Origin of the sequence: Aeromicrobium sp. CTD01-1L150, from assembly GCF_041951745.1 — a bacterium.
Lineage (GTDB): Bacteria > Actinomycetota > Actinomycetes > Propionibacteriales > Nocardioidaceae > Aeromicrobium.
In genome coordinates, this window is the sequence record NZ_CP169555.1 from 3,368,354 (window position 1) to 3,391,848 (window position 23,495).

General features: G+C 69.9%; 25 protein-coding genes. 10 read left to right on the plus strand and 15 right to left on the minus strand.

The window, feature by feature from the left end:
* Positions 1-28: 28 nt before the first annotated feature.
* Positions 29-919, minus strand: coding sequence for a LysR substrate-binding domain-containing protein (locus tag ACEVFP_RS16685; protein WP_375000571.1), 891 nt, complete (start codon positions 917-919; stop codon positions 29-31).
* 70 nt (positions 920-989) lie between these two features.
* Between ACEVFP_RS16685 and ACEVFP_RS16690 the strand changes: the two genes are divergently transcribed.
* Positions 990-1,985 (plus strand): YeiH family protein, encoded by a 996-nt coding sequence (locus tag ACEVFP_RS16690; RefSeq protein WP_375000572.1) that lies wholly within the window; start codon positions 990-992, stop codon positions 1,983-1,985.
* A gap of 44 nt (positions 1,986-2,029) precedes the next feature.
* Here the strand turns inward: ACEVFP_RS16690 and ACEVFP_RS16695 are convergent, their stop codons facing one another.
* The 4 genes from ACEVFP_RS16695 to mshA all read right to left on the minus strand — a co-directional run bounded on the left by ACEVFP_RS16695 (position 2,030) and on the right by mshA (position 5,364).
* Positions 2,030-2,776 carry a phosphoglyceromutase gene (locus ACEVFP_RS16695; protein WP_375000573.1) on the minus strand — a complete coding sequence of 249 codons (747 nt, stop codon included), beginning with the start codon at positions 2,774-2,776 and terminating at the stop codon, positions 2,030-2,032.
* Between the two features lie 94 nt (positions 2,777-2,870).
* Positions 2,871-3,530, minus strand: coding sequence for a DsbA family protein (locus ACEVFP_RS16700; protein ID WP_375000574.1), 660 nt, complete (start codon positions 3,528-3,530; stop codon positions 2,871-2,873).
* A 69-nt stretch (positions 3,531-3,599) separates the two neighbouring features.
* On the minus strand, positions 3,600-4,088 hold the full coding sequence (locus tag ACEVFP_RS16705) for a YbjN domain-containing protein (protein ID WP_375003860.1): 489 nt from the start codon (positions 4,086-4,088) through the stop codon (positions 3,600-3,602).
* Position 4,089: 1 nt separating this feature from the next.
* On the minus strand, positions 4,090-5,364 hold the full coding sequence (gene mshA, locus ACEVFP_RS16710; RefSeq protein ID WP_375000575.1) for a D-inositol-3-phosphate glycosyltransferase: 1,275 nt from the start codon (positions 5,362-5,364) through the stop codon (positions 4,090-4,092).
* Between the two features lie 156 nt (positions 5,365-5,520).
* On the opposite strand from mshA, the gene ACEVFP_RS16715 reads away from it, so the two are divergent.
* Both ACEVFP_RS16715 and ACEVFP_RS16720 read left to right on the plus strand, forming a co-directional pair.
* On the plus strand, positions 5,521-6,267 hold the full coding sequence (locus ACEVFP_RS16715; protein ID WP_375000576.1) for an SDR family oxidoreductase: 747 nt from the start codon (positions 5,521-5,523) through the stop codon (positions 6,265-6,267).
* Positions 6,268-6,412: 145 nt separating this feature from the next.
* Positions 6,413-8,047 (plus strand): BCCT family transporter, encoded by a 1,635-nt coding sequence (locus ACEVFP_RS16720; RefSeq protein ID WP_375000577.1) that lies wholly within the window; start codon positions 6,413-6,415, stop codon positions 8,045-8,047.
* A gap of 107 nt (positions 8,048-8,154) precedes the next feature.
* Here ACEVFP_RS16720 and ACEVFP_RS16725 read toward each other — a convergent pair whose 3' ends face one another.
* Both ACEVFP_RS16725 and ACEVFP_RS16730 read right to left on the minus strand, forming a co-directional pair.
* Positions 8,155-9,792, minus strand: coding sequence for a DHA2 family efflux MFS transporter permease subunit (locus ACEVFP_RS16725; protein WP_375000578.1), 1,638 nt, complete (start codon positions 9,790-9,792; stop codon positions 8,155-8,157).
* Positions 9,789-10,250 (minus strand): MarR family winged helix-turn-helix transcriptional regulator, encoded by a 462-nt coding sequence (locus ACEVFP_RS16730; protein ID WP_375000579.1) that lies wholly within the window; start codon positions 10,248-10,250, stop codon positions 9,789-9,791. The genes ACEVFP_RS16725 and ACEVFP_RS16730 overlap by 4 nt, the downstream gene beginning before the upstream one ends.
* A gap of 198 nt (positions 10,251-10,448) precedes the next feature.
* On the opposite strand from ACEVFP_RS16730, the gene typA reads away from it, so the two are divergent.
* Positions 10,449-12,347, plus strand: coding sequence for a translational GTPase TypA (gene typA, locus ACEVFP_RS16735; protein ID WP_375000580.1), 1,899 nt, complete (start codon positions 10,449-10,451; stop codon positions 12,345-12,347).
* A gap of 24 nt (positions 12,348-12,371) precedes the next feature.
* On the opposite strand, the gene ACEVFP_RS16740 is transcribed toward typA, so the two are convergent.
* Positions 12,372-12,971 carry a helix-turn-helix domain-containing protein gene (locus ACEVFP_RS16740; RefSeq protein WP_375000581.1) on the minus strand — a complete coding sequence of 200 codons (600 nt, stop codon included), beginning with the start codon at positions 12,969-12,971 and terminating at the stop codon, positions 12,372-12,374.
* 77 nt (positions 12,972-13,048) lie between these two features.
* Between ACEVFP_RS16740 and ACEVFP_RS16745 the strand changes: the two genes are divergently transcribed.
* Positions 13,049-13,723 carry a class I SAM-dependent methyltransferase gene (locus tag ACEVFP_RS16745; protein ID WP_375000582.1) on the plus strand — a complete coding sequence of 225 codons (675 nt, stop codon included), beginning with the start codon at positions 13,049-13,051 and terminating at the stop codon, positions 13,721-13,723.
* A gap of 91 nt (positions 13,724-13,814) precedes the next feature.
* Positions 13,815-15,401, plus strand: coding sequence for an MFS transporter (locus tag ACEVFP_RS16750; RefSeq protein WP_375000583.1), 1,587 nt, complete (start codon positions 13,815-13,817; stop codon positions 15,399-15,401).
* A 12-nt stretch (positions 15,402-15,413) separates the two neighbouring features.
* On the opposite strand, the gene ACEVFP_RS16755 is transcribed toward ACEVFP_RS16750, so the two are convergent.
* The 3 genes from ACEVFP_RS16755 to ACEVFP_RS16765 form a co-directional block, all read right to left on the minus strand.
* Complete coding sequence (locus ACEVFP_RS16755) at positions 15,414-15,869, minus strand: protein-tyrosine phosphatase family protein (RefSeq protein ID WP_375000584.1); 456 nt, start codon at positions 15,867-15,869, stop codon at positions 15,414-15,416.
* Between the two features lie 108 nt (positions 15,870-15,977).
* Positions 15,978-16,616, minus strand: a complete 639-nt coding sequence (locus ACEVFP_RS16760) for a response regulator (RefSeq protein WP_375003861.1) — start codon at positions 16,614-16,616, stop codon at positions 15,978-15,980.
* Between the two features lie 8 nt (positions 16,617-16,624).
* On the minus strand, positions 16,625-17,998 hold the full coding sequence (locus tag ACEVFP_RS16765) for a sensor histidine kinase (protein WP_375000586.1): 1,374 nt from the start codon (positions 17,996-17,998) through the stop codon (positions 16,625-16,627).
* Positions 17,999-18,164: 166 nt separating this feature from the next.
* Here ACEVFP_RS16765 and ACEVFP_RS16770 point away from each other — a divergent pair, with 166 nt between their 5' ends.
* A complete protein-coding gene (locus ACEVFP_RS16770; RefSeq protein WP_375000587.1) occupies positions 18,165-18,497 on the plus strand; it encodes a cupin domain-containing protein in 333 nt (110 codons plus the stop codon).
* 9 nt (positions 18,498-18,506) lie between these two features.
* Here the strand turns inward: ACEVFP_RS16770 and ACEVFP_RS16775 are convergent, their stop codons facing one another.
* Genes ACEVFP_RS16775 through ACEVFP_RS16785 form a run of 3 tightly spaced genes read right to left on the minus strand, consistent with a single transcriptional unit; the run spans position 18,507 to position 21,702 of the window.
* Positions 18,507-19,151 (minus strand): alpha-ketoglutarate-dependent dioxygenase AlkB, encoded by a 645-nt coding sequence (locus ACEVFP_RS16775; RefSeq protein ID WP_375000588.1) that lies wholly within the window; start codon positions 19,149-19,151, stop codon positions 18,507-18,509.
* A gap of 32 nt (positions 19,152-19,183) precedes the next feature.
* Positions 19,184-20,764: an ABC transporter permease gene (locus tag ACEVFP_RS16780; protein WP_375000589.1), complete on the minus strand. Its 1,581-nt coding sequence runs from the start codon at positions 20,762-20,764 to the stop codon at positions 19,184-19,186.
* Positions 20,761-21,702 (minus strand): ATP-binding cassette domain-containing protein, encoded by a 942-nt coding sequence (locus tag ACEVFP_RS16785; protein WP_375000590.1) that lies wholly within the window; start codon positions 21,700-21,702, stop codon positions 20,761-20,763. Before ACEVFP_RS16785 ends, ACEVFP_RS16780 begins: the two co-directional genes overlap by 4 nt.
* 73 nt (positions 21,703-21,775) lie before the next feature.
* On the opposite strand from ACEVFP_RS16785, the gene ACEVFP_RS16790 reads away from it, so the two are divergent.
* The 3 genes from ACEVFP_RS16790 to ACEVFP_RS16800 are packed head-to-tail and all read left to right on the plus strand — an operon-like array spanning position 21,776 to position 23,117.
* On the plus strand, positions 21,776-22,234 hold the full coding sequence (locus ACEVFP_RS16790) for a GbsR/MarR family transcriptional regulator (protein WP_375000591.1): 459 nt from the start codon (positions 21,776-21,778) through the stop codon (positions 22,232-22,234).
* The gene (locus ACEVFP_RS16795) at positions 22,231-22,563 is read left to right on the plus strand and encodes a hypothetical protein (protein ID WP_375000592.1); all 333 of its coding nucleotides are present in this window, start codon (positions 22,231-22,233) and stop codon (positions 22,561-22,563) included. The genes ACEVFP_RS16790 and ACEVFP_RS16795 overlap by 4 nt, the downstream gene beginning before the upstream one ends.
* Positions 22,560-23,117: a dihydrofolate reductase family protein gene (locus tag ACEVFP_RS16800; RefSeq protein ID WP_375000593.1), complete on the plus strand. Its 558-nt coding sequence runs from the start codon at positions 22,560-22,562 to the stop codon at positions 23,115-23,117. Before ACEVFP_RS16795 ends, ACEVFP_RS16800 begins: the two co-directional genes overlap by 4 nt.
* A 67-nt stretch (positions 23,118-23,184) precedes the next feature.
* Here ACEVFP_RS16800 and ACEVFP_RS16805 read toward each other — a convergent pair whose 3' ends face one another.
* Positions 23,185-23,445 carry a DUF2516 family protein gene (locus tag ACEVFP_RS16805; RefSeq protein ID WP_375000594.1) on the minus strand — a complete coding sequence of 87 codons (261 nt, stop codon included), beginning with the start codon at positions 23,443-23,445 and terminating at the stop codon, positions 23,185-23,187.
* Between the last annotated feature and the right edge of the window lie 50 nt (positions 23,446-23,495).

Genomic DNA, 23,495 nt, shown 5'->3' on the forward strand with positions numbered 1-23,495 from the left:
GCGGCGGACCTGAGCGGCTCGGCGTCGCTCACTCGCGCATGTCCGCCGCCGCGATGTTCATCAGCACGGTGGCCGGGTAGGACGGGCTCTCTGCGCGCCGCCACACGGCCGTGAGTGGACGCATGAGGTCCAGCTCCGTGTCGACCTTCGCCAGCCGTCCCGCCACGATCTCGGCGTTCGCCGCACGCGACGGGATCACCGCCGGCCCGAGACCGGCCGCGGCCGCGCCGATGAGCGCCGTCGTCGACGAGGCGACCAGTCCCACCTTGGGCTGCTGACGCAGGGCACGTTCGAACGTGCTGCGAGTTCCACTGCCCTCCTCACGCAGCACCCACTCCGCATCGATCATCGTCCGGCGATCGATCGGGGTGCTGCGGCGTGCCCACGGATGGGACGGCTCGACCACCACCACGAGCTGGTCCGAGCCGACGACACGACGATCGAGATCGACCGGATAGGCAGCGGTCTCGATGAAGCCGAGGTCGACCTCCCGCTCGCGCACCATCTCCGCGACGCGGTCGCTGTTCACGACCTGCAGCCGCGGATGGATCCCGTCGAGACGGTGCCGCAGCTCTCCCAGCCAGCGCGGCAGGATGAACTCGGCCACCGTGAGGCTGGCCGCGACCGAGAGGGCGTTCTGGCGTTCGGCGCTCAGGGCGGAGAGACCGGCGGCCAGCAGGTCCGCCTGGTGCAGCACGTCGCGGGCCCAGGACACGATCGCGCGACCATCCGTGGTGAGCTCGGAGCCTCGACGAGTGCGTTCGAGCACCACCAGGCGCCACCGTGACTCAAAAGCACGCACCCTGGCGCTGGCGGCCGGCTGCGAGATCCCGCGCGCCGCTCCCGCTCGGGTCAGCGAGCCGGTCTCGTCGACCGCCACCAACAGCCGCAGTGTCTCCAGCTCCACCTCGAGTGTCATCACCTCTGATTATCACGTGGGTGACTTTCAGGGACTACCAGGAGCATGTCGCGACCCTCAGGCTCGAAGCATGACCACCACGGCGGCTCGTGCCCGAGAGTCACGCTGGACCCTGCTGCCCGCTGCGGTGGCGGCGCTCGTAGCCCTGGCGCTGAATCACCTGGTGCCCCTCGTCAGTCCTCTGCTGATCGCGCTGCTCATCGGAGCCGTGCTGGCGAACACCCGGCTGGCCACCACCGCCGTGATGTCACAGCAAGCTCGCGCGACGCGGACGCTGCTGCGCATCGGTGTCGTCCTGCTCGGGCTCAAGCTACCCGCCAGCGACATCGTCCAGATCGGGCCGCCCGGACTGGTGGTCATCGTGGCGACGGTGACCGTCACCTACGTCGCGACGATCGTGATCGGGGACCTGCTGCGGCTCGAGCGCGGACTGGTCACCCTGCTCGCAGCCGGGTTCTCGATCTGCGGCGCCGCCGCCATCGCCGCCGTGGAGGACTCCGCACGCGCAACCCGGCGGGACGTCGCGCTCGCCGTGGCGATGGTGACGCTCTACGGCAGCGCGATGATCGCCCTCGTGCCCTGGCTGTCCCATGTGCTGGGGCTCTCGACGGAGCAAGGGGCGATCTGGGCCGGTGCGAGCATCCACGAGGTCGCACAGGTCGCCGCGGCCGCCTCCATCCTGGGTACGAGCGCGATCGCCGTGGCCATGACCGTCAAGCTCGGGCGCATCATGCTCCTCGCCCCCGTCCACCTGCTCGCGTCCAGACGCGGCCGCGCGGGAGCGACGGGACGCAGCACGGCGGGGCGGACCCCCTTGGTGCCATGGTTCGTCATCGGCTTCGCGCTCGCGGTCGCCCTGCGCTCGAGCGGCCTGCTCGGCAGCGACGTCCTCGAGGTCACCGACCTGATGACCTCGTTCCTGCTCGCGGCCGGCATGTTCGGCCTGGGCGTCGGGATCCGGCTGCTTGACCTGTGGCCCGTTCCACCCCGCGCGCTGGCGCTCGCGACCATCTCCACACTGGTGGCGGCCGGCACCGCCCTCGGACTCATCCTCGCGCTCACCTGAACCAGGGGTACCGCGCGCCGCCACGGTTGATGAGGACCGGGCCGTCAGCGTCCCTGGTTCGCGACAGCTGCGATGGCGTCGGCGGCAGCCACGGGATCGAGGTACTCGCCACCGGTGACGGTGGGCCGCAGGTCGGCGTCCAGCTCGTAGACCAAGGGGATACCGGTCGGGATGTTGAGCCCGACGACCTCGTCCTCCCCGAGACCGTCGAGATGCTTCACGAGTGCCCGCAGGGAGTTGCCGTGGGCGGCGACGAGCACCGTCCGGCCGGTGAGCAGGTCGGGGACGATCTGGTCGTACCAGTACGGCAGCATCCGCTCCAGCACGTCGGCCAGGCACTCGGTGCGCGGCAGCAGCTCGTCCGGCAACCCGACGTAGCGGGCATCGGCGGCCTGGCTGAACTCCGAGTCGTCGGCCAGCGCCGGGGGCGGCGTGTCGTAGGAGCGACGCCAGGTCATGAACTGCTCCTCGCCGAACTCCTGCAGCGTCTGCTTCTTGTCCTTGCCCTGCAACGCCCCGTAGTGACGCTCGTTGAGCCGCCACGAACGACGCACCGGGATCCAGTGCCGGTCGATGCCGTCCAGGACGATGTCGGCCGTCCTGATGGCTCGCCGCAGCAACGACGTGTGCACGACGTCGGGAGTGATGTCCGCGCCGGCGAGCAGCTCGGCTCCACGAGAGGCCTCGGCCAGGCCTTGTTCGTTGAGGTCGACATCGACCCAGCCGGTGAAGAGGTTCTTGGCGTTCCACTCACTGTGCCCGTGGCGCAGCAGGACGAGCGTGTAGGTCATGTCCGGAGCGTATCGGAGGAGGTCGAGTGCCCCGCGAGGGACGAGCGGGACGTATCGAGAACCCCGAGCCTACCGACGGCCGCGACGCCGAGTCTCAGGAGCCGAGCTCGTCGCGCCACTGGGCGTACATCTGCTGCAACCCGCGGACGTAGTCGTCCTGGGACTGCAGCCCGGCGAGGGTCCATCGTGACTCCACCACCACGAGCGGATGCTGCTTGATGCCGAGGGAGCGTGCCGTCTCGTCCTGCGTGCGCACGGCGTCGGCGTAGTCGTCGCCCTCCAGCACCGCATCGGCGGCCTCGAGGTCCAGCCCGGCGAGCGCGGCCCGCGATGCCAGCACGAGCGGGTCGCCGACGTCGGCGCCCTCCAGGAAGTGCGCCCGCCAGAGCTGCTGGGCGAGGTCCTGCTGCGGCCCCGGCCCCTGCTCGAGTGCCCAGGACAGCAGCCGCCACGCATCGAAGGAGTTGGCCCGGACGGCATCGGTGACGTCGATGTCCAGCCCCGTGATCTTGGCCGCCGCGACGACCTGCTCGACGTGCTTCTCGGCGCGGTCCCGGCCACCCAGCTCGTCGGCCAGTGCGTCCATCAGGGGCTGGCCGTCGTTCGGCTCGTCGGGCGAGAGCTGCGAGGCCCGCAACGAGCTGATGACCGGCTCGCCCGTGATGAGGGTGAACGTCGCCGCCGCCCGGTTCAGGCGCGTCACCCCGATGTACGACCACGCGTCGGTGACGTCGCAGAAGACCGATACCTGCATGCCGATCACGCTACGCGGACGCGGCCACAGCGTCGAACCACGATGCCGCCACGGCCACCGCACGTGTCGTCAGGAGTCGGGGCGCAGGTGCTTGAACGCCTGGAGGTTGCCGGTGGGCTCACCGCGGGACTCCCGCCACTGCCACTCCTTGCGGATGGACGAGGCGAAGCCCAGCTCCAGGATGGTGTTGAAGGAGTCGTCGGCGTAGGAGAGGACGGCGCCGAGCAGCCGGTCGAGCTCCTGCGAGGTCACCGACTGCAACGGCAGGCGCCCGTCGAGATAGATGTCACCAGCGGCGTCGATGGCGAAGGCGACGCCGAACAGCTTGAGGTTCTTCTCCAGCAGCCACCGGTAGACCCCCTCGTGGTTCTCATCGGGGCGGCGGGCGACGAAGGCGTGCACCCCCAGGGCGTGCTGACCCACCTCCAGGCGGACGGTGGTCTTGAGCTTGCGCTCGCCCGGCAGGTCGACGTCGAAGATCCCCGGGCGGTGCTCGGTGTGCTCCAGCTCGGCGTCGGCCAGAGCGCCCGCGATGACCTGCCGCACGTGTTCTCGCAGCTCAGGCACAGCGGCTCCCCTGCTTGCGGTGCTCCAGGGCCAGGCGGTAGACCTCCAGCGTGCGTGCGGCCGTGACGTCCCACCCGAACGACGCAGCATGCGCGACAGCCTTGGTGCCCATGGACTCGCGCAGCTGTGGATCGCTGATGAGCCGGTCGAGGGCCGCGGCGTAGTCGACGGGGTCGTGCCCGTCGATGAGCAGGCCCGTGACGCCGTCGGTGACCGCCGTCGCGAGTCCGCCGACGCGCGCGGCCACGACCGGGGTTCCACACGCCTGAGCCTCGATGGCCACCAGTCCGAACGACTCGTTGTAGGAGGGCACGCACACGGCCGTCGCCGCCGCGTACCAGTCGGCAAGGACCGCCTGCTCCACCGGCGGCACGAACTCGACGACGTCGGCCACCCCCAGCTCCTGCGCCAGCTCGGCCAGCGCGGTGGGCCGTTCGAGACCCGATCCCGAGGCACCTCCCACCACGACGACCCGCAGTGTTCGACGCAGCTCCGGACGCTGCGTCACCATCAGGGCGGCCGCGCGCACCAGGACGTCGGGCGCCTTCAACGGCTGGATGCGGCCGGCGAACAGCAGCACGTCGGCATCGGCCGCCAGCCCGAGCCTCGCCCGCGCCTGGACACGGCGACCGCCGCGGAACACCTCGACGTCCACCCCGGGGTGCACCACCTGGACACGGGACGGCTCGGCGCCGTAGAGGTCGACGAGCTCACGACGTTCGTCGTCGGTGTTGGCCAGGAGGCTGTCGGCGATGCGGACGATCTCCTGCTCCCCCGCGATGCGACCGGGAGGTTCGGCACGGTCGCCGTCGGCGAGCCGGGCGTTCTTGACCTTGGCCATCGTGTGCATCGTGTGCACCAGGGGGACGTCCCACCGCTCCGCCGCGACGGTGCCCACCTGCCCGGAGAGCCAGTAGTGGCTGTGCACGAGGTCGAAGCGACCGGGGCCGTGCTCGACGTCCTCACGCAGCACGTCCCGCACGAACCCGCACAGCTGCGAGGGCAGGTCGTCCTTGGTGAGTCCGTCGAAGGGGCCGGCCGAGACATGGTGCACCGTGACCCCGGGAGACTCCTGCACGACGGGCGGCAGGTGTCGTGAGGTCGAGCGGGTGAAGACGTCGACGGCGACCCCACGGGCCGCCAGGCGCCGCGAGAGCTCGAGGACATAGACGTTCATGCCGCCGGCATCTCCGGTGCCCGGCTGCTCCAGCGGCGAGGTGTGCGCCGACAGCATGGCCACCCGACGTGGTCCGTCCGACCGGCTCACCGCGCCACCGCCGCCAAGCAGTGCGCAGGGTCCGGCGGCGGCGCGTTGGTGCGCCCCCCGTTCGCTCGCTGACGCTCGCTCATGGCCACCTCCTGGTCACGGTCCGCCTCCCATCGTCTCAGGCGCGTCCCACTCGGCATCTGCAAGCATGGGTCCATGAACTCACCCACCCCTCTCGCCGTCGTCACAGGAGCCAGCAGCGGCATCGGTGCGGCCACTGCCCGCACCCTGGCCGCGGCCGGGTTCGACGTGGTCTGCGTCGCCCGGCGCACCGAGCGCATCGAGGTGCTGGCCACCGAGATCGGCGGCCGTGCCGTCACGTGCGACCTCACCGACGCCGACCAGGTGGCCGCACTCGCCGAGGCCGTCGGCCCCACCCTCGACCTGCTGGTCAACAACGCCGGCGGTGCCATCGGGTTGGAGGCCGTCGAGCACGGCGAACCCGACGACTGGCGGCGCATGTACGAGATCAACGTCATCTCCACCCTGCAGACCACTCGCGCCCTGCTCCCGGCGCTGGAGGCCGACGGCGGGGGGACCGTCCTCAACGTCGGCTCCACCGCTGGTCGGTCCGCCTACGAGGGCGGGGGCGGGTACACGGCCGCCAAGCACGCGGTCGCCGTCATGACCGAGACCCTGCGGCTGGAGCTCAACGGACGGCCAGTCCGCGTGTGCGAGGTGGACCCCGGCATGGTGCATACCGAGGAGTTCTCCCTCACCCGGTTCCGCGGCGACGCCGACCGCGCCGGCTCGGTGTACGACGGTGTCGAGCCGCTCGTCGCCGAGGACATCGCCGAGACGATCACCTGGGTCGCCACCCGCCCGCAGCGAGTCAACGTCGACCTCGTCGTGGTCAAGCCGTTGGACCAGGCCGCCCACCACAAGGTGGCACGCCGCACCTGAGCTGTTTGACAGGTCCGCCAACCGCTGGAATGGTCATATGGCTCCAGAAAAGCCATCGGAAGGACTTGGCATGTCAACGACGCAAGACCGACCTCCCGCGGAGGAGAGTCGGAAGTCGTCACCCTTCTCGTCCATCTCACCGGGCGTGTTCTACCCATCGGTCGTCATCATCGTCGTCGTCGTGGCGATCGCGACGATCTTCCCCGGCAAGACGGGCGAGGTGCTCGACTCGGCGCAGACCAGCGTGATCTCCGGCGTCGGCTGGTACTACGTGCTGGTCGTCAGCGGCTTCGTCCTGTTCGCGTTGTGGATGGGCATCGGCCGCTTCGGCGACATCACGCTCGGCAAGGACGGCGAGAAGCCCGAGTTCAGCCTTCCGGCCTGGTTCGCGATGCTGTTCGCCGCCGGCATGGGCATCGGACTGGTCTTCTGGGGCGCCGCGGAGCCGTTGACCTTCTTCACCGACCCGAAGCCCGGTGTCGAGGGCGACTCGGCCGAGCTGGCCAACTCCGCGATGTCGCAGGTCTTCCTGCACTGGGGCTTTCATGCGTGGTCGATCTACGTCGTGGTGGGACTCGCGATGGCCTACGCCATCCACCGCAAGGGCCGTTCGGTCTCCTTGCGCTGGACGCTCGAACCGCTCTTCGGCGACAAGGTCAAGGGGCGCCTGGGCGATGTGGTCGACGTCATCGCGGTCGTCGGAACCGTTGCCGGTGTCGCCACATCGCTCGGTCTGGGCGTCCAGCAGATCACGGCCGGTCTGGCTCACCTCGGGGTCGTCGAGGAGGCGACCGATCCGCTGCGCGTCATCGTCATCGTCGTCATCACGGCCATCGCCGTCGTCTCGGTCGTCACCGGCGTCGACAAGGGCATCAAGTGGCTGTCCAACGGCAACCTGATCCTCGCCGGCGTCTTCCTGCTCATGATCCTTGCGCTGGGCCCGACGCTGTTCGTGCTGCGTGACTTCGTGCAGAACATCGGCAACTACCTGGCCGGCATCGTCTCGCTCAGCTTCAACACCTCGGCCCTGCAGGGCGAGGACGGCGTCCAGTGGCAGGGCTGGTGGACGACGTTCTACTGGGGCTGGTGGATCAGCTGGGCGCCCTTCGTCGGCGTCTTCATCGCACGCATCTCCCGCGGCCGGACGATCCGCGAGTTCGTCGCGGGCGTGCTCATCGTGCCCACGCTCGTCACGATGCTGTGGTTCACCGTCCTCGGTGGCGCGGCGATCTGGCGACAGATGGGAACCGGTGACATGGTCGGGGAGGACGGCGTCGGCGACGAGGCCACCGTGCTGTTCAGCCTGCTCGACACCATGCCGGCCGCGACTCTGCTGTCCGGCATCGCCATCATCTTGGTGACGGTCTTCTTCATCACGTCCTCCGACTCCGGGTCCCTCGTGGTCGACATGCTCGCCTCCGGCGGCAACCAGGACCCGCCGACGTGGAGCCGCATCATGTGGGCCGTCCTCGAGGGCGCCGTGGCCATCAGCCTGCTGCTGGCCGGTGGGTTGATGGCGCTCAGAACCGGCGCGATCCTCACGGCGGTGCCGTTCAGCCTCGTGATGATCGCCATGGCCGTCGCCACCTATCGGGCGCTCAAGCTCGAGCACCGTGAGATCACGCGGCTGGCACGTCGTGCTCGTGAACGTGAGCTCCAGCAGGAGCTCTCCGAGCACGTCACCGAGCACATCGTCGAGAACTTCGACGAGCACCTCGCCGAACCGGTGGACGAGCGCATCGAGACCGCGCTCAGCAACGAGGAGAACAACAAGACCTAGTGCCCTGTGCGAGGTCCCCACGACGAAGCCCCTTCCCGAGCCGGGAAGGGGCTTCGTCCGTCCTGAGGCCTTGCCGGTGCGCCAGGTGGCTCAGCGCACGGACACGATCAGTGCACGAGTGCGGGAGGAGCGCCGTCCTCGTCGTCGGCAAGACGCGAGACCTCACGACGCCGCGGCAGCAGGGACACTGGGACGAGCGTGACCACGAGCACCGTGAGAGCGACCCAGTAGGAGCTCTGGAACGCATCCGCCAGGTCGATGAGCCCCTGCTGCAGCACGTCTGCCGGCACCTGCAGGGCCTGGATGAGCCTCTCACCCTGGTCGGTGTTCGAGGTCGCTGCCAGCTGCGCCGCGGTCACACCACCCTCGAGCCCGGGCACCTGCTCCGAACCGGGCAGGATCGCACCCGACTTCATCGAGTTGGTCAGCACGACGGAGATCGTGGCGATTCCGGTGGCACTGGCCACCTGCTGCACCACGTTGATCAACGTCGACCCGCGGGCCACGTCATGCGCCTTGAGGGTCTTCAACGCCGAGGTGAAGATCGGCATCATCGTGGCGCCCATCCCCAGGCCCATCACGAACAGGCAGGCGACGATCTGCCAGTACGACGTGTCCGGCGCCGTGCTCAGCGAGACCCCCAGCAGTCCGGTGAGAATGCCGAGCAACCCGAACGGCACGATGCGGCCCACGGGCATCCGGTCCACCAGGGTGCCGGCGATCGGCATCGTGAGCATCGCGCCCAGACCCTGCGGCGCCACGAGCAGTCCTGCCATCAGCACGCTCTCACCGCGCACCTGCTGGAAGTAGGTGGGCACCAGCAGCAACGCTCCGAAGAACGCCCCCGCGAACAGGAACATGACGATCGTGGCTACCGCGAGATTGCGGTTGGCGAGCAGCCGGAGGTTCAACAGCGGGTGCTCCGGGCGGAAGGAGTACAGCACGAAGCCCGCCACCAGCAGGGCGCCCGCGATGCCCGGCACCAGGACCTTGGCGGACGCGACCGTCCCGGTCTCGGGAATGGTGGAGACGCCGTAGAGGAACAGCGCGAGACCGGGCGACATGAGCAGCATGCCGACGACGTCGAGCCGCTCGCTGGGCTCGGTGGCGTCGCGGGGGAGCACCCGGATGGCGTAGACCAGCGCGGCCAGCCCGATCGGCAGGTTGATGAGGAAGACCCAGTGCCAGGAGGCCTGGTCGATGACCACACCGCCGAGGATGGGGCCCATGATCGGGCCGAGCAGCATCGGGATGCCCAGGATCGCCATGAGGCGCCCCATCCGGTGCGGACCTGCGGCGCGGGTCATGATCGTCATGCCCAGTGGCATCAGCATGCCGCCGCCGAGCCCTTGCAGGACCCGGAAGGAGATGAGGGACTCGATGTTCCACGCGGCCGCGCACAGTGCCGAGCCGATCGTGAACAGCGTGAGGGCCGTGATGTAGAGCCGCTTGGTGCCGAACCGGTCGGCGGCCCAGCCGGTCAACGGGATCACCGCGGCGAGCGCGAGCATGTAGGCGGTGGCCGTCCAGGCCACGGTGGAGTAGGCCAGCGGCTCACCGGTGGTGGAGAGCTCGGTCTGGAATGTCGGCAGCGCGACGTTGACGACGGTCACGTCCAGGATGGACATGATCGCGCCGAGCACCACGACGCCGGCCACCTTGAGGATTTCGGGCGTGATGCGGTCGTCGTCGGGGACGGGGGCGTTGGGGTCGGTGATCGCCGATGGCGGGTCGTGCTCGGTCATGCGGTGTCTTCCTGGTTCTCTCGCAGTGCCTGACTGGCGAGGATCTGTCCGAGGACCTGGTCGAGGGCCTCGGCATCAGCTGGATCGAGCTGGTCGGCGCAGAGCCGCAGGGCCCGACGCTTCTGCTCGAACTGCTCGTCGACGGCCGCGAACCCGCGTGGGGTGAGGCCGACGAGCTTCACCCGACGGTCGTCGGGGCTCTCACGTCTCTCGAGGGTGCCGAGCCGCACGAGCGAGTCGACAGTGCGACCCGCCGCCGCGACCGACAGTCCGATGGCCGAGGCGATCTCGTTGATCGCCAATGGGCGTCCTGCGTGGGCTACCGCGAACATCGTGCGCGCCTGGGTGAGCGAGAGGTCCAGCTCCACGAGCTGGTCCAGTCCCTCGGCGTGCACGCGGCTCATGAGCAGCTGGACGAACTCCTCCAGCCGCTCGTGGAGTCGGGCCCGATCAGTCACGAGACAAAATACTAACGACATCGCAACTGTTGCGGAAGTGAACTTTTGGTGATCTGCGCGACACTCGGGACGCGAGGGCACCGGCAGGGGACGACGTCGGTGCCGGCGGACCCACCGCACTACACTTCACACGGCCGCCGTTCTTGATGCTTGCCCACGGCCCCTCACCCCACGACTTCCAGCGCGAGGATCTTTCGCATGTCCACCGACTCCGCCCCGCACGCCAACACCGCCGTGCGGCACGACCTGCGCAACGTCGCCATCGTCGCGCACGTCGACCACGGCAAGACCACGCTGGTCGACGCCATGCTCCAGCAGCAGGGCCACTTCGATGAGCACCATCAGCTGGCTGAGCGCGCGATGGACTCCGGGGACCTCGAACGCGAGAAGGGGATCACGATCCTCGCCAAGAACACCGCCGTGCGCTACAGGGGCCCCGGCGCCCCTGAGGGCGGTGTCACCATCAACATCATCGACACCCCAGGCCACGCCGACTTCGGCGGCGAGGTCGAGCGCGGTCTGTCCATGGTCGATGCGGTCGTCCTGCTGGTCGACGCCTCCGAGGGCCCCCTGCCACAGACTCGTTTCGTGCTGCGCAAGGCCCTGGCCGCCAAGATGCCGGTCATCCTCGTGGTCAACAAGGTCGACCGCCCCGACTCGCGTATCGCCGAGGTCGTCGATGAGACGTATGAGCTCTTCCTCGACCTGCTGCCCGACGACGCTGGCGACGACGCCCTCGACTTCCCGGTCGTCTACGCGTCGGCCCGCGCGGGGCGCGCCTCCCACGAGCAGCCGGCCGACGGTGAGCTGCCGGAGAGCGAGAACCTGATCCCGCTGTTCCAGACCATCCTGGAGGCCGTCCCCGCACCGGAGTACACCGAGGGAGCAGCACTGCAGGCCCACGTGACGAACCTCGACTCCTCGCCGTTCCTGGGCCGGCTCGCCCTGGTGCGCATCAAGGAGGGTGAGCTGCACAAGGGTCAGCAGGTCGCGTGGTGCAGGCGCGACGGCTCCATCGAGCGGGTCAAGATCACCGAGCTGCTGATCACCGAGGAGCTGGAGCGCAAACCGGGCGAGAAGGCCGGGCCCGGCGACATCGTCGCCGTGGCCGGGTTCCCCGACATCAACATCGGCGAGACCTTGGCCGACCCGGAGAACCCCGAGCCGCTGCCGCTGATCCACGTCGACCAGCCGGCGATCTCCATGACCATCGGCACCAACACCTCTCCCCTCGCCGGGCGGGAGAAGAACACCAAGGTCACGGCCCGGCTGGTCAAGGACCGGCTCGACGCCGAGCTCGTCGGCAACGTCTCGATCCGGGTGCTGCCCACGGACCGCCCCGACGCGTGGGAGGTGCAGGGACGCGGCGAGCTGGCCCTGGCCATCCTCGTGGAGCAGATGCGGCGCGAGGGCTATGAGCTGACCGTCGGCAAGCCGCAGGTGGTCACCCGCGAGATCGACGGCGCGGTCCACGAACCGGTCGAGCGCCTCACGATCGACGCCCCCGAGGAGTACCTGGGCACCATCACCCAGCTGCTCGCCGTACGCAAGGGCCGCATGGAGCAGATGGTCAACCACGGCACCGGCTGGGTCCGCATGGAGTTCCTGGTGCCGGCACGCGGCCTCATCGGCTTTCGCACCGAGTTCCTCACCGATACGCGCGGCACCGGCATCGCGCACCACATCTCCGAGGGCTACGAGCCGTGGTTCGGCGAGATCTCGACACGACCGTCGGGCTCCCTGGTGGCCGATCGCGTCGGCGCCGTGACGTCGTTCGCGATGACCAACCTGCAGGAGCGCGGCACGCTGTTCGTCGAGCCGGCGACCGAGGTCTACGAGGGCATGATCGTGGGCGAGAACTCCCGTGATGACGACATGGACGTCAACATCACCAAGGAGAAGAAGCAGACCAACGTGCGCTCGGCGACGTCGGACAACTTCGAGAAGGTCATCCCCCCCAAGAAGCTGTCGCTGGAGCAGTGCCTGGAGTTCTGCCGGGAGGACGAGTGCGTCGAGGTCACCCCGGGCAACGTGCGCATCCGCAAGGTGATCCTCAATGCCTCCGAGCGCTCCAAGGCGGCGCGCTCGCGCCGCTGAGAGCCCGCGCCGCCGAGCGTCAGATCATCCGGAGCGGCTCGGCCCGCCCCCTTTCGACACGGACGCCGCCCGGACGTGGGCCCGCTCGCCCTGCCGGCCGATGAGGCTGAGGTACTCCACGGGTCCGGCACTGGTGGAGGCGAACCAGTGGGGGGTTCGGGTGTCGAACTCCGCCGCCTCGCCGGGCTCCAGGACGAGATCGTGCTCGCCGAGGACGAGGCGAAGGCGTCCGTTGAGGACGTAGACCCAGTCGTGGCCCTCGTGGGTGCGTAGGTCGGGCTCGGCGTCGTCCCGCCCTCGGGGCAGGACGAACTTGTAGGCCTGGATGCCGCCCGGGCGGCGGGTCAGGGGAAGGATGACCGACCCGTCGCTGCACGCGATGGGCCGTAGGTTGATGCGCGGGTTGCCGGTGGGCGGCGCGTCCACCAGCTCATCGAGGGTGACCCCGTGCACACGGGCCAGGGGCAGCAGCTGCTCCACGGTGGGCCGCCGACGACCTGCCTCGAGCCTGGACAGCGTGCTGGCGGAGATCCCCGTCTCCTGCGCGAGCTCGGCCAGGGTGAGCTCGCGGCGCTGCCGCAGCCGCTTCAGCCGCGGTCCGATGGCATCGAGGGTCTGGTTCATGGACCGACCATAGATCCGACGTTGCCATTCGGCAACACACTTTGCCCATCGGGGCGGAGGTGCGGAACATCGACTCCATGACCACACACCACAGCCGAACACCCACCGAGACCGACATGCACCCGACGGACCAGGGGTTCGACAGGGCGTTCTGGGAGGAGCACTGGCGCCGGGCAGGCAGCACAGGGGCAGGATCCATGGCGACCAGTCCGCCCAACCCCCACCTGGTGCGCGAGGTCAGCGACCTCACGCCCGGAACAGCCCTGGACGCGGGCTGCGGAGCCGGCGCGGAGGCGCTCTGGCTCGCCGACCGGGGTTGGCGGGTGACCGGGGCCGACATCTCCTGCGATGCCTTGGCCCGGGCGGCCGAGCGCGAGAGCGCTGTCGGACCGGCTGTGCCCGTGCAGTGGGCGCAGGCGGACGTCGCCGTGTGGGAACCGTCCACCCAGCTCGATCTCGTCACCACGCACTACGCGCACTCGGCGATGCCGCAGCTGGATCTCTACGACCGGATCGCCGGCTGGGTGGCACCGGGCGGCACGTTGCTCATCGTCGGCCATCTCCATGACCACGCCGACCCACACAGTCACGGAGCAGAGTCGTCGGTCACCGCTGCGCAGGTCGCAGCACGCCTGGACGACTCCCTGTGGGACGTCGTGACGGCCGAGGAGCGGCGACGCACCCTGACCGGCCCGAACGGCCACGAGGTCCCGCTGCAGGACGTCGTCGTCCGCGCCACTCGCCGCACCTAGGACACGCCCCGGGCCTCTCCCCCGCGAACGTCGGTTGCCCAGGCACCGACGAATCTCCTGCTCTCTTCATCACGTCCCTGGAAGGAACGCCATGAGCACCGCCGTGCACCACCTCACCCCCGAGGCGGACCCGACCATCCACGACCCACGCCAACGGCGCGCGATCCTGCTCGCGGTCTGCATCGCCCTGATGGCGGTCATCGCCTCGGTGTCGGGCCTCAACGTCGCTCAGCCGCAGCTCGCCGTCGAGTTCGACGCCTCGCAGAGCGAGGTCCTGTGGTTCATCAACATCTACACCATCAGCCTGGCCGCCCTGCTGCTGCCGCTCGGAGCGATCGGCGACCGTCGGGGCCGCAAGCCGGTGCTCCTGGCGGGCCTGGGCGTCTTCGGGCTCGCCAGCGCGGCCGCAGGACTGGCTCCCTCGTCGGAGGTGATGCTCGCGTCGCGGTTCGTTGCCGGGGTCGGGGCCGCGATGATCATGCCGGTCACCCTCGCCGTCATCACCTCCACCTTCCCCGAGAAGGAACGCTCCAAGGGCATCGGGATGTGGACGGCCGTCGCCGGAGGCGGCGGGATCCTGGGCATGTACCTGTCCGCGACGCTGGTCGACCTCGCCAGCTGGCGATGGCTGTTCGCACTGCCGGTCGCCCTCGTCCTCGTGTCCGTCGCGGTGGTGCTGCGCTCGGTGCCGAACTCGCGCGAACAGTCCGAGCACGCATTCGACGTCGTCGGGTCGTTGACCTCGGTGGTGGCCGTGCTGGGGCTGATCTTCGTGCTGCACGAGGGACCGGTGAAGGGCTGGAGCGCACCGGAGACCCTGGTGAGCCTCGTCATCGGGCTCGTCGCCGCCGGCGGCTTCGTCGGGTGGGAGCTGCGCCAGCGTGCTCCACTGATCGACGTTCGACTCTTCGGCGAGCGCGGCCTGGCCAGCGGGTCGTTGACCCTGCTCGTGGTCTTCGGTGTGCAAGCCGGCGTCTTCGTGGTGATCTTCCCGTACTTCCAGGCCGTCCTCGGCTGGTCCGGGCTTCGCGCGACGCTCGCCCTGATGCCGATGGCGCTGTTGATGATGCTCGCCTCGGGTCTCGCACCGCAGGTGGCGGCCCGCGTCGGGAACCGGGCGACGATGGCTTCGGGAGTCCTGCTGGGCGGCACCGGGCTCATGCTCCTCGCGACGTTCGTCTCCGTCGACGGCGGCTACCTCGCCGTGCTGCCCGGCATGTTGACGATGGGTCTGGGCATGGGCCTGTCCATGACACCGTCGACGGAGTCGATCACCAGCTCGCTGCCTCGGGAGCGACAGGGAGTGGCGTCCGCACTCAACGACGTCACCCGCGAGTTCGGCACGGCGCTCGGCGTCGCCCTGCTCGGCGCGTTGTTGTCCGCCGGCTACCGCGGAGCGATCGACTCACGGCTCGACGGCGTCCCGGACGGGACGGCCGACGCCGCCCGCGAGGGCGTCGCCAACGCTCTCGCGGCGGCTGCGGACGCCGGCCCGGAGAGCTCGGCGCTCGTGCGGGCCGCGCAGGAGTCCTTCGTCGACGGGTGGCAGCAGGCGATGTGGGTCGGAGTCGCCGTCATGGCGATCCTGTTCCTCCACGTGTTGTTTCGCGGCCCCGTTCGCCCGAGGGGCGATGCCGAGGACACCCACGACGACGAGCCGAGCCCAGCCCAGCCGTGAGACCCGGGCCAGTCAGGGCGTGCGGGCTTCGCCGGGCTCCGGCAGCTCCACCCGGGCGGCCCACCGTCGCTGCCACGGCGTCTCGACGGCGCGCGGCCGGTAGTGCCCGCGCACCCATCGAACGGCCTGGGCCGACGGCACCCCGCTGAGGCGGGCGAGCACCGCCATCGCGGTCCCCGTGCGCCCCGTCCCACCACCACAGGCAATCTCCACCTTGGCGTCCTGCGCCCACCGGTGCACCTCCACCAGCGCGGCGACGGCTTCAGTGGTGGAGCGGGGCAGCCAGAAGTCGGGCCACCTCACCCAGCGCGACTCCCAGCCCGTCTCGACCGGCGTGGCCGTGAGGTAGAGGCCGAGATCGGGCTCCTCGGCTTCGACGTCCAGGGGGTCGCGGAGCGCTCGGCCGCGAACGCGGCGACCGTCCGGCAGGACCACGACGCCCGGGTCCGATGCCAACCAGATGTCCACACCGACCATCATCGCGCATCAGGATCGGCACGAACGGGTTCGCACGGACTCCCTTCCGCTGCGGGTGGCCGCGGGCGACGAGGCAGAGTCTGTCAATTGCCCGCGGCGTCAGCGCAGGAAGGCGAGGACGGCCTTGACGCGGCGATGCTGCCTGTCGTCGTCGCCGTGCAGGTCGAGCTTGGCGAAGATGCGCTGCGTGTGCTTCTCGACGCCGCCCTCGGTGACGTGCAGGCGCGCGGCGATCGCGGTGTTGGAGAGACCCTCGGCCATCGCGGCCAGCACCTCCCGCTCGCGCGGGGTGAGCTGCTCGAGCGGATCCCGGCGGCGGCGCATCAGCTGGGCCACCACCTGCGGGTCGAGCACCGTGCCGCCGTCGGCGACGGTCGCGACGGCGTCGAGGAACCCGCCGAGCTCGCTGACCCGGTCCTTGAGGAGGTAGCCGACACCACCGTCGCCGGTGGCGAGCAGCTCGTCGGCGTAGGAGACCTCGACGTACTGGCTGAGCACGAGGATCCGTGCGCCCGGGGTGCAGCGGCGCACCTCGACGGCGGCGCGCAGGCCCTCGTCGGTGTGCGTCGGGGGCATCCGGACGTCGACGATCGAGAGGTCGGGTGCGTGCTCCGCCACGGCGCCGACGAGCGACGGCCCGTCGCCGACAGCAGCGACCACACCGTGCCCTGCGTCGGCGAGGATGAGCTGCAGGCCCTCGCGCAGCAGCACCGAGTCATCGGCCACGACCACCCGCAGTCCACTGCTCACGACCTCTTCCCTTCACCCATCGGCATCTCCATCCGCACGATGGTGGGCCCACCGGGCGGGGAGGTCACTGCCAGTGTGCCGTCCAGGCCGCGCACCCGCTGCTGCAGGCCGGCGAGTCCCGTCCCCTTGCCCGGGTGCGCACCTCCGACACCGTCGTCGGTGACCTCGGCGACCACGGCGTCGCCCGTGCGGGCCACCAGCACCTCGACGTGGTCGGCCCGGCTGTGCTTGGCGACGTTGGTCATGGCCTCGGCGACGACGAAGTAGACGCAGGTCTCGACGTGTGGCGCCAGGGCGTCCATGGCGGATGGGTCGAGGCGCAGGCTGACCTGCTCGTCGTGGCGGGCCACCAGCTCCTCCAACGCGGGCCCGAGACCGCGGTCGACGAGCAGAGGCGGAGCGATCCCGCGCGAGAGGGCACGCAGCTCGTCGATGGCATCGCGGGCCTGACCGTAGGCGACGTCGAGGGCCTCCCGGGCACGCTCGGGGTCCTGGTCGAGCTGGTGACGGACGCGACCGAGGTCCATCGCGAGCCGGACGAGTCGTTGCTGCGGCCCGTCGTGGATGTCGCGCTCGAGGCGACGCAGCGACGTGGCCTCGGCCTGGCGGGCGGAGTCCCTGCCGCCGGCCGCGCGACGCACCTCGGCCTGCAGGCTGGCACGGCTGCTCAGCATCACGTCGGCGAGGCTGGCGTGCAGCAGCGCGGCGAAACGCATCACCAGGGGTGCGAGCAGGAGCGCGGTGAGGCCGATCGCGGTGTTGAGCCAGATCTCGGCCGTGCGGGTCTCACCGAGCCCGATGAGCTCGGCCAGGCCCTGCTGCCCCGGCCCGTCGGGCAGCCATCGCTGCCAGAACCAGTAGGTGAACCCGTTGGCGACGACGACCCACCAGGAGAAGGCGAGCACGAAGACGAACATGCCCGTCACGAAGGAGAGCAGGCACCAGAGGATGTCGAGCCAGGACTGGGGGTCACGCAACGGGGTGAGGATGCGTCGCCACCGTCGGTCGCCGGGGCGGGAGCGGAGGTAGACCGGGATCGGTGCAGCACGTCCTTGCTGGGAGCGCAGCCGCAGCCGCTCCACGTGGGCGAACCCCCGAGCGACGAACGCCGTGAGTGCGAGAATCGGCAGACCGAGGAGCAACCAGGCCAGCGCCGAGCCGGCCACGACACCGATCAGCACCAGGACGAAGGCCGCGACGCACAACGGGAACGTCGCGATGGCGTACGCGGTGTCATCGACCGTGCGCCGCAGCACCCCTCGGCGACGCACCGGGGCCGTCCGCGGCAGACTGACATGAGCCGTCGCATCACTCCCGTCGGCGCCGCTGCGGGTCGCGGCGTCGTGTTCCATGGTCAGAGTCTGGTTCATGTTCACGACGCTAGGGAATCGACCCGCTCACGGGCAGCCGGTGAGCCGCACGATCCCTTGTCGGGCCAGCCCGACAAGGGATCGTTGCGGATGCCGGTCGGACGGCGTCCGAGCCATGGCGCGAGTAGTCTGCCTGCACGCCCTCGTCGACACGGAGGAGACATCGATGACCACGGTGGCACTGTCAGAACTCGGCGCGGAGCTGCTCGAGACGGCGCGCGCCGCATCGAGCGGGCGGGCCGCCAAGACGATCCACGCCGGACACGAGCACGATCTGCGTCAGACGGTGATAGCGCTTGCCAGCGACCGTTCTCTCGGTGAGCACGAGGCGCCGGGCGAGGCGACGCTGCAGGTCCTGGTCGGATCAGTCGACCTGAGGAGCAGCGACCAGACCTGGCGCCTGGACGCCGGTGACTACCTCATCGTCCCTGCGCAACGCCATGACCTGCATGCGCTCGAGGACGCGGTCGTGCTGCTCACGGTGGCGACGCGCGCCTGATCTTGCCCGTCACAACACGCCCGCCGGGCGGAACTGCACGCTGATGCGCGGGCCCACCGGCTTGGCCGTCTTGAGCACCGCGTGGTCCCAGGTGCGCTGGCAGGAGCCGCCCATCACCAGCAGGTCGCCGTGCCCGACGACGAATCCGATGGTGCGCTCCCCCGCCACGTCGGCCGGGCCTCCCGGTCGCGGCCGAAGACTCAGCCGACGCGGCGCACCGAGGGAGACGATGGCGACCATCGTGTCCTGCGAGCGCCCGCGGCCGATGCGGTCGCCGTGCCAGGCTACGCTGTCGCGGCCGTCGCGGTAGTAGCAGAGCCCCGCCGTGGCGAAGGGCTCGCCCAGCGCCTGCGCGTAGTACTCGCTCAGCGCGTCACGCGCTACGGTGAGCGCCGGGTCCGGCAGCTCATCACGCGGGCCGTAGTGGCTCAGCAGCCGTGGCACGTCGAGCGTCGCCTCGTACATCTCGCGCTTCTCCGCGCGCCACGGCACCTCGGTCTGCAGCCTCAGGAACAACGCGTCCGCACCGGTGATCCAGCCGGGCCGCAGGTCGACCCACGCGCCGCCGGCGAGCTCACGACGCTGCCGCCCGCGGGCGACGTCGCCCACCTCGGCGACGTCGCCCCCATCCAGCAGGGAGCCTTGGAAGTACACACCCTGATCCTAGTGCAGATCGAACGGATGTTCTATGTCGTCATCAGGTCACGTCGCGCCAGCATGAGGTGTCCGGCCACGCTGAGCCCCAGGGCCACACCCCCCACGGCCAGCGCGGGTCCGACGGCGAAGGACTCCACCGGCACCATCGCCAGGTGCGTGAACGGCGAGACGTCCTTCAGCCAGTCCGGCATCTGCAGCGCGTCGCCGAAGAAGACCACGACGGCGCAGAAGGCCAGACCGAGCCAGCCGAGCGTCGCCGCCCGCGGCGCGATGCCGTAGGCCAGGCGAGTCAGCCCGGACAGCACGAGGACGGCCGGGGCGTAGGCCAGGACGGCACCGGTCATCCGGACCACCTGCGACCCGTCGTCCAGCACGACGGCGAGCGTCGCTCCCATACCGAGCCCGGCGGCCAGGAGCACGACCACCACACCTGCCACCGTGATCACGGCATGCCCCGCCGCCCATCGCAGCCGCGGCAGAGCCGTGGCCAGCAACGGCTCGACCCGGCCGCCGACCTCCTCACCTCGTGGGCGCAGGGCCGACCCGATGGCATAGGCCGAGGCGATCACGGCGACCATCAGCACCGCGGTCGCGAAGAACGCGTCGGTCAGGGAGTCGGCGCCGTCGGCGAGGATCGCCTCGGACAGGTCCGAGTCACCCAGCAGATCACCGACGCTGTCGCCGATGGAGCCGTATGCGGCGCCCATGAACAGCAGTCCCACGGTCCAGCCGATGAGCATGCCGCGCTGCAGCTTCCATGCCAGGGCGAATGCCCCGATGTCGCTCGTGGCCGGCCCGCGGCGCGCGGGCCACAACCCTGCCCCGACATCTCGTCGATCCAGCAGGACCAAGGCCAGCACGATGAGCAGCGCCGCCACGACCAACGACAGCGCGGCCGGCCACCACAGCTCGTCGTCGTAGGCACGCATGGCCTGCCCCCACCCGATCGGGGAGAGCCAGGAGACACCGTTCTCGGCCACGTCCCCGGCGCCGCGCAGCACGTAGGCGGCACCGATCGCGCCACCGGTCACGCCGTACACGCTGCGTGTGCCCTCGCTGAGCTGCGCGGCCACGAGTGCCACCGCCCCGAAGACCACACCGGCCAGACCCGCGGCGACGCCGAGGACGATCGAGCCCGGGGCATCCAGCCCGTGCGCCAGCAACGGCAGCGTGATGCCGACCGCGACGACGACGTTCGCGAGGACCAGTACGACGACGGTGGCGGTCACCGTCGCGCGACGGCCCACCACGCCGGAACGCACGAGCTCCTCGCGGCCACTCTCCTCCTCAGCACGCGTGTGCCGGGAGACGAGGAACATGCTCATCAGCCCGGCCAGGATCGCGCCGAAGGCCGCCGACTGCCAAGACACCTGGCCGCCGACGGTGTTCAGCACACGGGTCGGACCCAGCATGGCCACGAACCCGGCATTGGACTCCATGCTCGCCGCCGCGACGTCGAACTCCTCCTGCGTGCTGTACAAGCCCTCGACGCTGACGGCCTGGATCCAGTACATGAGGGAGATGCCGACCGTCCAGGCCAGCACCATCCACCGGTCGCGCCGCACGAAGAACCGCACGAACGTCCCCGCGCCCACGAGCGAGTCCCTCATGAGGTCTCCTCCTGCCCGTCCTCATGCAGGTCGCCCCCCACGTCGTCGCCCCCCACGTGGTCGCCATAGTGCCGCATGAACAGCTCCTCCAGCGTCGGCGGCTGACTGGTGAGCGCCCGCACCCCGGCGGCCGTGAGAGGTTCGAGGGCCGCGCCGAGCCGGTCGCTGTCCACCTCGAAGACCACGCGCTGGCCCTCGACGACGAGGTCGTGGATCCCCGGCAGGTCCTGGAGTCCCTCGGGGACACGCTCGAGCTCGGCCGAGACCGAGGTGCGGGTCAGGTGGCGCAGGTCGGCGAGGGTGCCCGACTCCACCGTGCGTCCGGACCGGATGATGCTGACCCGGTCGCACAGGCGCTCGACCTCGGCAAGGATGTGGCTCGACAGCAGCACCGAGTGGCCCTCGTCCTTGAACTCATCGACGCACTGGGTGAAGACCTCCTCCATGAGGGGGTCCAGGCCCGACGTCGGCTCGTCCAGGATCAGCAGCTCCACGTCGGCCGCCAGCGCCGCGACGAGCGCCACCTTCTGACGGTTTCCCTTGGAGTAGGTGCGGCCCTTCTTGGTGGGGTCGAGCTCGAAGCGCTCGACCAGCTCGTCGCGACGACGGCGATCCAGTCCGCCGCGCAGCCGACCGAGCAGGTCGATGACCTCACCCCCGCTGAGGCTGGGCCACAACGTGACGTCGCCAGGCACGTAGGCGAGACGCCGGTGCAGCGCGGCGGCATCGCTCCAGGGATCTGAGCCGAACAGCGTGACCTCGCCGCCGCTGGCGCGCAGCAGACCGAGCAGGATCCGGATGGTGGTGGACTTCCCGGCCCCGTTGGGGCCGAGGAATCCGTGCACCTCACCCTGCTGCACCGTGAGGTCCAGACCGTCGAGGGCGGTGAAGGAGCCGAAGTCCTTGCGGAGGTCATTGATGGCGATGACATCGTTCATGAGTCGACAGTACCCATATTTCACGTTTTTGTGAAACTTGTGTGCGAGATGAAACTTCGCCACCATGTCTCCCATGTCCCCCGCCCAGGCCGAGTTCGTCGAGACACTCGCCCTCCAGCTCAGTGAGGCCGGCATGCAGCGCATGGCGGCCCGCGTCTTCACGGCCCTGATGATCGCGCCCGGCGGGGGGTGGTCGGCGCGCGAGATCGGCCAGGAGCTGTCGGTCAGCGCCGGAGCCGTCAGCGGCGCCACGCGCACCCTCGTCCAGGTCGGACTGGTCCGGCGGCGACGAGTACCGGGCGAGCGCAGCGACCGGTTCGAGGTGCGTGGGACGGCATGGGCCGAGTCCTTGCTGGTCCGCTCCGAGCTCATCAAGACCTTCTCGACGCTGCTGCAGCACGGCATCGCCGCCACCGAGGATCCCGACGCGCTCCGCCGGCTCCGCGAGACCGACGACTTCTTCGCCTTCCTCGTCGTCGAGCTGCCCAAGCTCGTCGACAAGTGGCACGAGGTGCGAGACTCATCGGTGTGAGCCCCTGGGACCGCCTCCTCGACCGCCTCGACGAGCTGGCCTGCGCACCCCACGAGCTTCCTGACGACCTCGAGTCCGAGATCAGCGCACTCCTCCTGGCGGCGATGCGAGACGGCATGGCCGACCGCGAGCTCGACCCGGCCGACAGCGCCCGCTGGCTCGCCACCCTGCTGCGGACCCTCACCGTCCTGCAGCCCCAGGAGGCACGCGCCGACGACACCTTGAGCACCCTGCGCGTCATCGTCACCCGCTGGCTCCACCCGGCGCGCCTCGACCAGGAGGCACAGCCATTGCCCGCACACGCACGACCGTCGACAATCCGGGGATGAGGACCCTCGCGATCACCCAGAACATGACGCTCGACGGCGCGGTGGAGATGCTCGACGACTGGTTCGACCCCACCCAACAAGACCCGGACCACCTCACTGAGCTGCACCGGCAGGACGCGACGTGCGACGCCGTCCTGCTCGGTCGGCAGACCTTCGAGGCCTTCCGCGGCTACTGGCCCGAGCAGAGCGACGACCAGACCGGTGTCACCGACCAGCTGAACACCGTGACCAAGTACGTGGTCTCCTCGACGATGACCGACCCGCGATGGCAGAACTCCGTGGTGCTCTCCGGCGATCTCCTCCAGGAGGTGCGCGCCCTCAAGGAGCAGCCCGGTCAGGACATCGTCGCCACCGGCAGCATCATGGTGTGCCACGAGCTGCTCACCGCCGACCTCGTCGATGAGTGCCGCATCTTCGTCCACCCTGCCGTGCAGGGCCGAGGGCGCCGCTTCTTCCCCGAGGGCTTCGCAGCCTCGCGCCTGAGACTGCTGGACCACAAGACGTTCGGCAACGGCGTCACCTACCTCGGCTACGGGCTGACGCAGGAGCACTGAGCCTGCAGAGCTCGATCATGAGTGGCGCTCAGGATCCCCGCCCGGGCGATCCCTGTGGTCACACGCCTCAGGCAGGGCTGCGCAGCTGGGCGAGGTAGACCAGCGCGGCGACGGTGCCGATGATGTTGATCAGACCGAGCGGGCTCCACAGGAGCAGGTGCGCCGCGAGTGCGAGGCCGAGGATCAGCAGCCAGGCGTTCTTCTCCAGCGTGGCCCGGACTGCGAAGTCCGCCGGGGAGCGTGTGACGCAGTCCACCAGCGCGAAAGCCTTGACGACGAACAGCACGACCGTCAGCAGCAGCGTGATACCGGACTGGATCTCGAACACCACTGAAGGCTATCGGCACGTCCACGACGCACAGAACCCCTCCCCGCCGA